9 protein-coding genes and 1 pseudogene are annotated in these 6,279 nt (G+C 67.6%); 2 read left to right on the forward strand and 8 right to left on the reverse strand.

Annotation, left to right across the window (positions count from 1 at the left end):
* Nucleotides 1-135 (reverse strand): annotated as a pseudogene (locus ADBZ6I_RS15145) (type I restriction enzyme endonuclease domain-containing protein); the annotation flags it as partial.
* On the opposite strand from ADBZ6I_RS15145, the gene ADBZ6I_RS15150 reads away from it, so the two are divergent.
* Complete coding sequence (locus ADBZ6I_RS15150) at nucleotides 98-1,009, forward strand: hypothetical protein (protein WP_526385265.1); 912 nt, start codon at nucleotides 98-100, stop codon at nucleotides 1,007-1,009. The pseudogene ADBZ6I_RS15145 and the gene ADBZ6I_RS15150 sit on opposite strands and share 38 nt — an antisense overlap.
* Nucleotides 1,010-1,022: 13 nt before the next feature.
* Here ADBZ6I_RS15150 and ADBZ6I_RS15155 read toward each other — a convergent pair whose 3' ends face one another.
* From ADBZ6I_RS15155 to ADBZ6I_RS15165, 3 genes are all read right to left on the reverse strand, one after another.
* Nucleotides 1,023-1,817, reverse strand: coding sequence for an META domain-containing protein (locus ADBZ6I_RS15155; RefSeq protein WP_526385249.1), 795 nt, complete (start codon nucleotides 1,815-1,817; stop codon nucleotides 1,023-1,025).
* A gap of 177 nt (nucleotides 1,818-1,994) precedes the next feature.
* Entirely contained in the window at nucleotides 1,995-2,477 is a 483-nt protein-coding gene (locus tag ADBZ6I_RS15160; RefSeq protein WP_526385251.1) for a dihydrofolate reductase, read from the reverse strand.
* A gap of 6 nt (nucleotides 2,478-2,483) precedes the next feature.
* Entirely contained in the window at nucleotides 2,484-3,284 is an 801-nt protein-coding gene (locus ADBZ6I_RS15165) for a thymidylate synthase (protein ID WP_526385253.1), read from the reverse strand.
* 71 nt (nucleotides 3,285-3,355) lie between these two features.
* Here ADBZ6I_RS15165 and ADBZ6I_RS15170 point away from each other — a divergent pair, with 71 nt between their 5' ends.
* Nucleotides 3,356-4,096, forward strand: a complete 741-nt coding sequence (locus tag ADBZ6I_RS15170) for a dienelactone hydrolase family protein (RefSeq protein WP_526385255.1) — start codon at nucleotides 3,356-3,358, stop codon at nucleotides 4,094-4,096.
* Here ADBZ6I_RS15170 and ADBZ6I_RS15175 read toward each other — a convergent pair.
* From ADBZ6I_RS15175 to dapB, 4 genes are read right to left on the reverse strand one after another with little or no spacing between them, the layout of a single operon-like run.
* Entirely contained in the window at nucleotides 4,089-4,547 is a 459-nt protein-coding gene (locus ADBZ6I_RS15175) for a hypothetical protein (protein WP_526385257.1), read from the reverse strand. The genes ADBZ6I_RS15170 and ADBZ6I_RS15175 overlap by 8 nt on opposite strands.
* Before the next feature lie 10 nt (nucleotides 4,548-4,557).
* Complete coding sequence (locus tag ADBZ6I_RS15180) at nucleotides 4,558-5,007, reverse strand: flavodoxin family protein (RefSeq protein WP_526385259.1); 450 nt, start codon at nucleotides 5,005-5,007, stop codon at nucleotides 4,558-4,560.
* On the reverse strand, nucleotides 5,004-5,462 hold the full coding sequence (locus ADBZ6I_RS15185) for a hypothetical protein (protein ID WP_526385261.1): 459 nt from the start codon (nucleotides 5,460-5,462) through the stop codon (nucleotides 5,004-5,006). The genes ADBZ6I_RS15180 and ADBZ6I_RS15185 overlap by 4 nt, the downstream gene beginning before the upstream one ends.
* On the reverse strand, nucleotides 5,459-6,193 hold the full coding sequence (gene dapB, locus ADBZ6I_RS15190) for a 4-hydroxy-tetrahydrodipicolinate reductase (protein ID WP_526385263.1): 735 nt from the start codon (nucleotides 6,191-6,193) through the stop codon (nucleotides 5,459-5,461). Before dapB ends, ADBZ6I_RS15185 begins: the two co-directional genes overlap by 4 nt.
* Nucleotides 6,194-6,279: the final 86 nt, after the last annotated feature.

The raw sequence follows: 6,279 nt of genomic DNA on the forward strand, positions 1-6,279 counted from the left end.
CGCCTCCATCTGCTCGATGACCAGCTTGATCGCCTCGGGCTGCTTGTCGGGCGGGTATTTGTGCTTGACGAGCAGCCGCTTGATCGACGACCGCAGTTTGGCCCTGACGTCGTCGCGCACCGTCCAGTCCGTTTTGATGAGGGCAGGAACTGCGGAGCTGCTGCAGAAGGCCGCCAAGCAGTTCGATCCCAGCGATCCGACCTCGCCGATGGCCAAGCACGCCGCCGAACTGGCGGCCCGTCAGCGCGAACTCACCGATCTCATCGGCACGAACCACGATCACGTCACCAAGAAGTTCGATGAACTGACCGTCGCGCTGAAGCTTCAGGAAGCCCGTACCAGTCTGGCGAAAGTCACGCCGATCAAGGGCGACACCTTCCAGAACCAGCTGAACGTGCTGCTCGGGCAGATCGCGACCGGACTCGGGGACGAGTACGTCGACACTCGTTCGACGACTGGCGTGGTTCCGCGGTCGAAGAAGGGCGACGGGGTGCTGACCGTGGATGGGGGTACCGCCCGGTTGGTGGTCGAGATGACGGACTCGGCGCGCAAGGGGTGGGCCGAGTACCTCAACGAGGCCGAGCGCAACCGGCAGGCAGTCGCTGCGCTCGGCCTCGTCCGGACCGCCGACCAGAATGGCGGCCAGACGATCCGGGTGATCGGCTCCCGGCGGATCATTCTCGCCTTCGACCCGCAGACCGACGATCCCGACCTGATCCGGACCATCGTGATGATGTTGCGGACGGCTGCCCTCACCGCTGCGGCTCGCACGGGCGACGAGCAGATCGCCACCGCCCAAGAAAAGCTGACCGAGGCGATCGAGCATTTGCACAAGATCGAGGAGGTGAAGAAGACGGCCGGCTCGATCCAGAAGAGCGCCTCGAAGATCGAGACCTCTTGCACGGCAATCCATTCGGGAATCCACCGGCTGCTCGCGGCCGCGCAGGCAGCGTTGGTGGAGGTCCGGGCAGAGAGTGTCGCTAGTGCGTCCGACGATGCTGTCGCCTGAACCGTTCAACCGGCTACCGCAGGGCTACCGCGACCGCCTTGAGCACCGGCGTGCCGGTCTCGTCGGTCAGCGTGAGCTGGTCGCCGGAGATCCCGAAGCCCCGGACAGCGCCCAGTGCTGCGAGGATCGCCTGCTCCTGCTGCATGGCTTCGGGCGGACCGGCCATCATCGTCGAGGCCATCTGGGAGAAGGTGAGCGAATTTCCGTCGAGGGTGTAGCCGCCCATCAGGCGATTCACCCCGCCGGAACCGGCGACGCGGCCGTCCTGGGCGTGCAGCACGATGCTGGGCTCGCGCGCGCCTTCGGCCACCTGGACGGGTTGGCCCCGCACCTCGATCAGTTTCCAGTAGGTCTCGGTGAGCGAGACGTCCGGAGCCGGGGGCGGGTCGGTCTGGACACGGTTCATCATCAGTTCGATCGGCGCCGGGTTCAGCGCGTCCACCGGGTTGTTCGACGTGGTGGTGAACCACAGCCGATCGCCGACGGTCACCCGGGCGCGGGCGGCGTAGACAGCGCCGCGCTGCACCGCCGAACCGGGGTAGACCAGCGAGAACGGGATAGGAACCTGCTGACCGTTCGCGGGGAACGAGGTCTGCCCGAGGGTGATCGCCGGCGCGTCGGCGCGGGAGATGTCCTCCAATGTCACGGTCACGACCGCGTCGGGGGGTAGCGCCATACGTTCGCGATACACCACCGAACCGGTCAAGGTCAGCATGTCGGGCAATGCTCCTCCTTCGTCGGCACTGGCACTGGCACAGCCGAACAGCGACACCACCACCGCGATCAGAGCAAGAAGACCCACCCGCATACCGACCGATAGTAGGGGGTTGGTGGCTGATCAGCGTGCCGGAACCCTAGTGGCCGAGTTGCGAAGGTGCGCCGCCAGATCACCGCGCTCGCCGATGCGGACGTCGGTCAGCCCCAGCCGCGGAAAGCCTCTGAGCGGCGACCGCGACCCGACGGGCCTGCGCGGCGCTCAGCCGGGTCATACCCGCACGTAGCTCAGAAATCGGTAGCGCAACCCCGAGGTGCTGTCCTGCCACTGCCCGGCGGTGCCCATCCAGGACTCGTCGAGCACCGGGGCCAGGGCGTCGTCGTCATCGGCTCGCAGGTCGATCTGGACCTCGGTGACTTCGCAGTGGGTGGCCGCGGCCAGGGTCAGGTGATAGATCTCCGATCCGCCGATCACCCAGATGTCGGGCTCGGCGAGGACCTCGTCCACCGAGGTGATGACCTCCGCCCCGTCGGCGCGGTAGTCGGCGCTGCGGGTCAGGACGACGTTGCGCCGCCCCGGCAGCGGACGGAAGCGGACGGGCAGGGACTCCCAGGTGCGCCGCCCCATCAGCACGGTGTGGCCCATGGTCAGGTCCTTGAACCGGGCCAGGTCCTCGGGCAGCTGCCAGGGAATGCCGCCGTCCCGGCCGATGACGCCGGAGGTCGACTGCGCCCAGATCAGCGAGACCGACATAGTGACCTAGACAGCCACCGGCGCCTTGATCGCCGGGTGCGGGTCGTAGTTGCGGATCACGATGTCGTCGTAGGTGTAGTCGAAGATCGACTCTCGATGCGCCAGAACCAGTTCCGGGTACGGCCGCGGGTCGCGGCTGAGCTGCTCGGTGACCTGCGCGATGTGGTTGTCGTAGATGTGGCAGTCGCCGCCGGTCCAGACGAAGTCGCCGACACCCAGGCCGGCCTGGGCGGCCATCATGTGGGTGAGCAGCGCGTAGCTGGCGATGTTGAACGGGACGCCGAGGAACATGTCGGCGCTGCGCTGGTAGAGCTGGCAGCTGAGTTTGCCGTCGGCGACGTAGAACTGGAAGAAGGCGTGACACGGCGCCAGGGCCATCCGGGGCAGATCGGCGACGTTCCAGGCCGAGACGATGATCCGGCGGGAATCGGGGTCGGTGCGCAGCAGGTCGACGGCACCGCTGATCTGGTCGACATGCTCACCCGAGGGCGTCGGCCACGACCGCCACTGCACCCCGTAGACCGGTCCGAGTTCACCGGTGGCAGAGGCCCACTCGTCCCAGATGGTGACGCCGTGCTCGTGCAGCCACGCCACGTTGGAATCGCCGCGCAGGAACCACAGCAGTTCGTAGATCACCGACTTCAGGTGCACCTTCTTGGTGGTGATCAGCGGGAAGCCGGCAGACAGGTCGTAGCGCAACTGGTGGCCGAAGAGGCTTCGGGTGCCGGTCCCGGTGCGGTCGGACTTGGGAGTGCCGTGCTCAAGCACCTGGCGCAGCAGATCCTCGTAGGGCGTCGGGATGGGCACGCCGACCACTCTACGTCCGGCCCTGACGGCTGATAGAGCGTCCGGCCCGGCGGGCTGATAGAACGACATACATGCCGATCACCGATGATTCGATCACCACCCCGGACGGCGTCTGTCCGGTTGTCCTGGCGACGCCGGACGGGGCCGGCCCGTGGCCGGGGATTGTGATGTACCCCGACGCCGGCGGTGTCCGGCCCGCGCTGCGGAACATGGCGGCGCGACTGGCGGCACTGGGTTACGCGGTGCTGCTGCCCGACGTCTACTACCGCAAGGGCGCCTGGGCGCCGTTCGACATGACGTCGGTGTTCGCCGACGCCTCGGAGCGCAACCGGCTGTTCGCGATGATGGAGGCGATCACCCCGGAGGTGATGGCCGCCGACGCCCGCGCCTTCTTCGACTACCTGGCCGGCCGGCCGGAGGTGGCCGGTGACCGGTTCGGCACCACCGGCTACTGCATGGGCGGGCGCACCTCGCTGATGGTGGCCGGGCGGGTTCCCGACCGGGTCGCCGCGGCCATGTCGTTCCACGGCGGCGGGTTGGCCGCCGAGGGCGATCCGGGCAGCCCGCACCTGCTCGCCGATCGGATCCGGGCGGCGGTCTACGTCGGGGCCGCCGAGAACGACCCGTCCTATACCCCCGAGCAATCCCAGACGCTGGACGCGGCGCTCACCGCGGCCGGGGTGGAGCACGTCATCGAGTGGTATCCGGCCGGGCACGGGTTCGCCGTCACCGACAACGGGCCCTACGACGAGGCGGCCGCCGAGAAGCACTGGCAGGCGATGGAGGCGTTCTTCGCCGGGCACCTCACCTAGCGTGGCGGCCTCCGGGCCGCCACCGCAACAGCCCACGCAGGATGCCACGGGCGGCGTAGATGCCGACGATCGACGAAAGGATCAACAGCACGATAAAGGTGATCAGCCAGTTCGTTCGGTCGTGCGGCACGTTCCACCACACCACGGTGAAAAGCAGAGCGCACACGAAGAGCACGGAGTCGCGCCAATTGCCGCGATAGGACCCGGCGGCCTGACGCAGTTCGCTGGCACGGTCTGCGGCCGCGACCAGTTCGTAGACCCGATCGTTGATGCTCCGCTGCAACTCGGCCCGCAGTTCGACTTCGTTCTCTGGAAGGCTGTCGAGTATGTCGATGTCGGACTTGATCAGCTCGCGATAATCCGGGCCCTTGAACGTTCCCACCAGGGAGCCCAGCAATGCTCCACCGGCGATGGGAGCCGCGCTCAGGGCGGCGTTGCCGAATCCGGTCATGACACCTCACTCACGTCAATGTGGCGGCCAGGGTGCCGCCCAAGTCATAGGCCTGTTGGCGCACGGCGGCATCGACGCCACCGGTGACCTCGAGTACGCCGGCGGACTTCACCAGGGCCAGCCCTGTACAGATCCGCTCGACGGACGAGACGGCACCGGCGGTGTCGTTGTTGCCGTGCACCCACAGACCGTAGGGCCGACCGGCGATGTAATCCAGGACCGGGTAGTAGACCGTGTCGAAGAAGTGCTTGAGCGCACCCGCCATGTAACCGAAGTTCGCCGGTGTGCCGAACAGGTAACCGTCGGCGTCGAGCATGTCGGAGACGCCTGCCGCCAGCGCGGGCCGAACCACGACGTCCACACCGGTGATCTCCGGGTCGCGAGCTCCGGCCAGGACGGCTTCCAGGATCTCCCGGGTCGCCGGCGACGGGGTGTGGTGGACAACGAGCAGCGTGGTCATCGCTGCGACTGATCAGCTTGTAGCGCAACGGCTTTGCGCATGACTTCGCGGGCACGGCTGCGGTCGCCGGCGTAGTCGTAGGCGCGCGCCAATCGGTACCAGTGCTGCCAGTTGTCCGGGTCGGCCTCGACGTCACGGCGCACGGTCACGAACAGCGCGTCCGCGGCGTCGCGCTTGATTCGCCCCGACGGCAGCCGGGGCAGATCGGAGACGTCGAGCTCCGCGCCCTGCTCCCCGGCCAGCCGGGCCAGCCGCTGATGGGCCAATCCCGCCCGCAGGGTCGCGACGACGGCCCACAGGCCGACGATCGGCAGCAGCAGCACGCCCACGCCGAGTGCGACGGCGGCGGGAGTGCCGGTGCGCAGCAGCGCGACGGCGGTGCGGGTCAGCATGACGAAATAGACCAGCAGGGCCAGGCAGAGAAACCCGATCAGAAGCTGGATGCGCAGAATCACAGGTCGAGTAGCGGTTCCAGACCGATGGTCAGACCGGGCCGGGACGGAATCTGGCGCACCGCGAGCAGGACACCCGGCACGAACGAGGTGCGGTCCAGACTGTCGTGCCGGATGGTGAGCGTCTCCCCCATGGTGCCGAACAGCACTTCCTGATGCGCCACCAGGCCGGTGAGCCGTACGGAGTGCACCGGAATCCCGTCCACGTCGGCACCGCGCGCCCCGGGCAGGCCGGTGCTGGTGGCATCGGGGTTGGGCGGCATCCCGTGTCGGGCCTGCGCAATCAGGGCGGCTGTCCGGGTGGCGGTGCCCGACGGCGCGTCGGCCTTCTGCGGGTGGTGCAGTTCGATGACCTCGGCGGACTCGAAGTAGGGAGCGGCCTTCTGCGCGAAGTACATCGACAGCACCGCACCGATCGCGAAATTGGGGGCGATCATCACCGCGGTCTGCGGGCTGCCGGCCAACCAGCCGCGGACTGACTGCAACCGGTCCTCGGTGAAACCGGTGGTGCCGACCACGGCGTGAATGCCGTTGTCGATCAGAAACTTCAGGTTGTCCATGACGACGTCGGGGTGGGTGAAATCGATGACCACCTCGGTGCCGCTGTCGGTGAACAGGCTCAGCGCGTCACCGGCGTCGACCTCGGCAGACAGCGTCAGGTCGTCGGCGTCTCGCACGGCCGCGCACATCGCCGTCCCGACTTTGCCTTTCGCTCCCAGCACCCCGACTCGCATACGGGCAGCGTAATGGGAGCCCGGGAGACGGTCGCACCGCACGGCCAGGTTTGAAATTTTCACTTCGGGTCAATAACCAGCTCACG

Origin of the sequence: Mycobacterium sp., from assembly GCF_044342925.1 — a bacterium.
GTDB lineage: Bacteria > Actinomycetota > Actinomycetes > Mycobacteriales > Mycobacteriaceae > Mycobacterium.

Bases quoted from the DNA above. Each gene is read 5' to 3' on its own strand.
- ADBZ6I_RS15155 (WP_526385249.1), bottom strand. From the start codon at position 1,817: ATGCGGGTGGGTCTTCTTGCTCTGATCGCGGTGGTGGTGTCGCTGTTC.
- ADBZ6I_RS15160 (WP_526385251.1), bottom strand. From the start codon at position 2,477: ATGTCGGTCTCGCTGATCTGGGCGCAGTCGACCTCCGGCGTCATCGGC.
- ADBZ6I_RS15170 (WP_526385255.1), top strand. From the start codon at position 3,356: ATGCCGATCACCGATGATTCGATCACCACCCCGGACGGCGTCTGTCCG.
- ADBZ6I_RS15175 (WP_526385257.1), bottom strand. From the start codon at position 4,547: ATGACCGGATTCGGCAACGCCGCCCTGAGCGCGGCTCCCATCGCCGGT.
- ADBZ6I_RS15180 (WP_526385259.1), bottom strand. From the start codon at position 5,007: ATGACCACGCTGCTCGTTGTCCACCACACCCCGTCGCCGGCGACCCGG.
- dapB (WP_526385263.1), bottom strand. From the start codon at position 6,193: ATGCGAGTCGGGGTGCTGGGAGCGAAAGGCAAAGTCGGGACGGCGATG.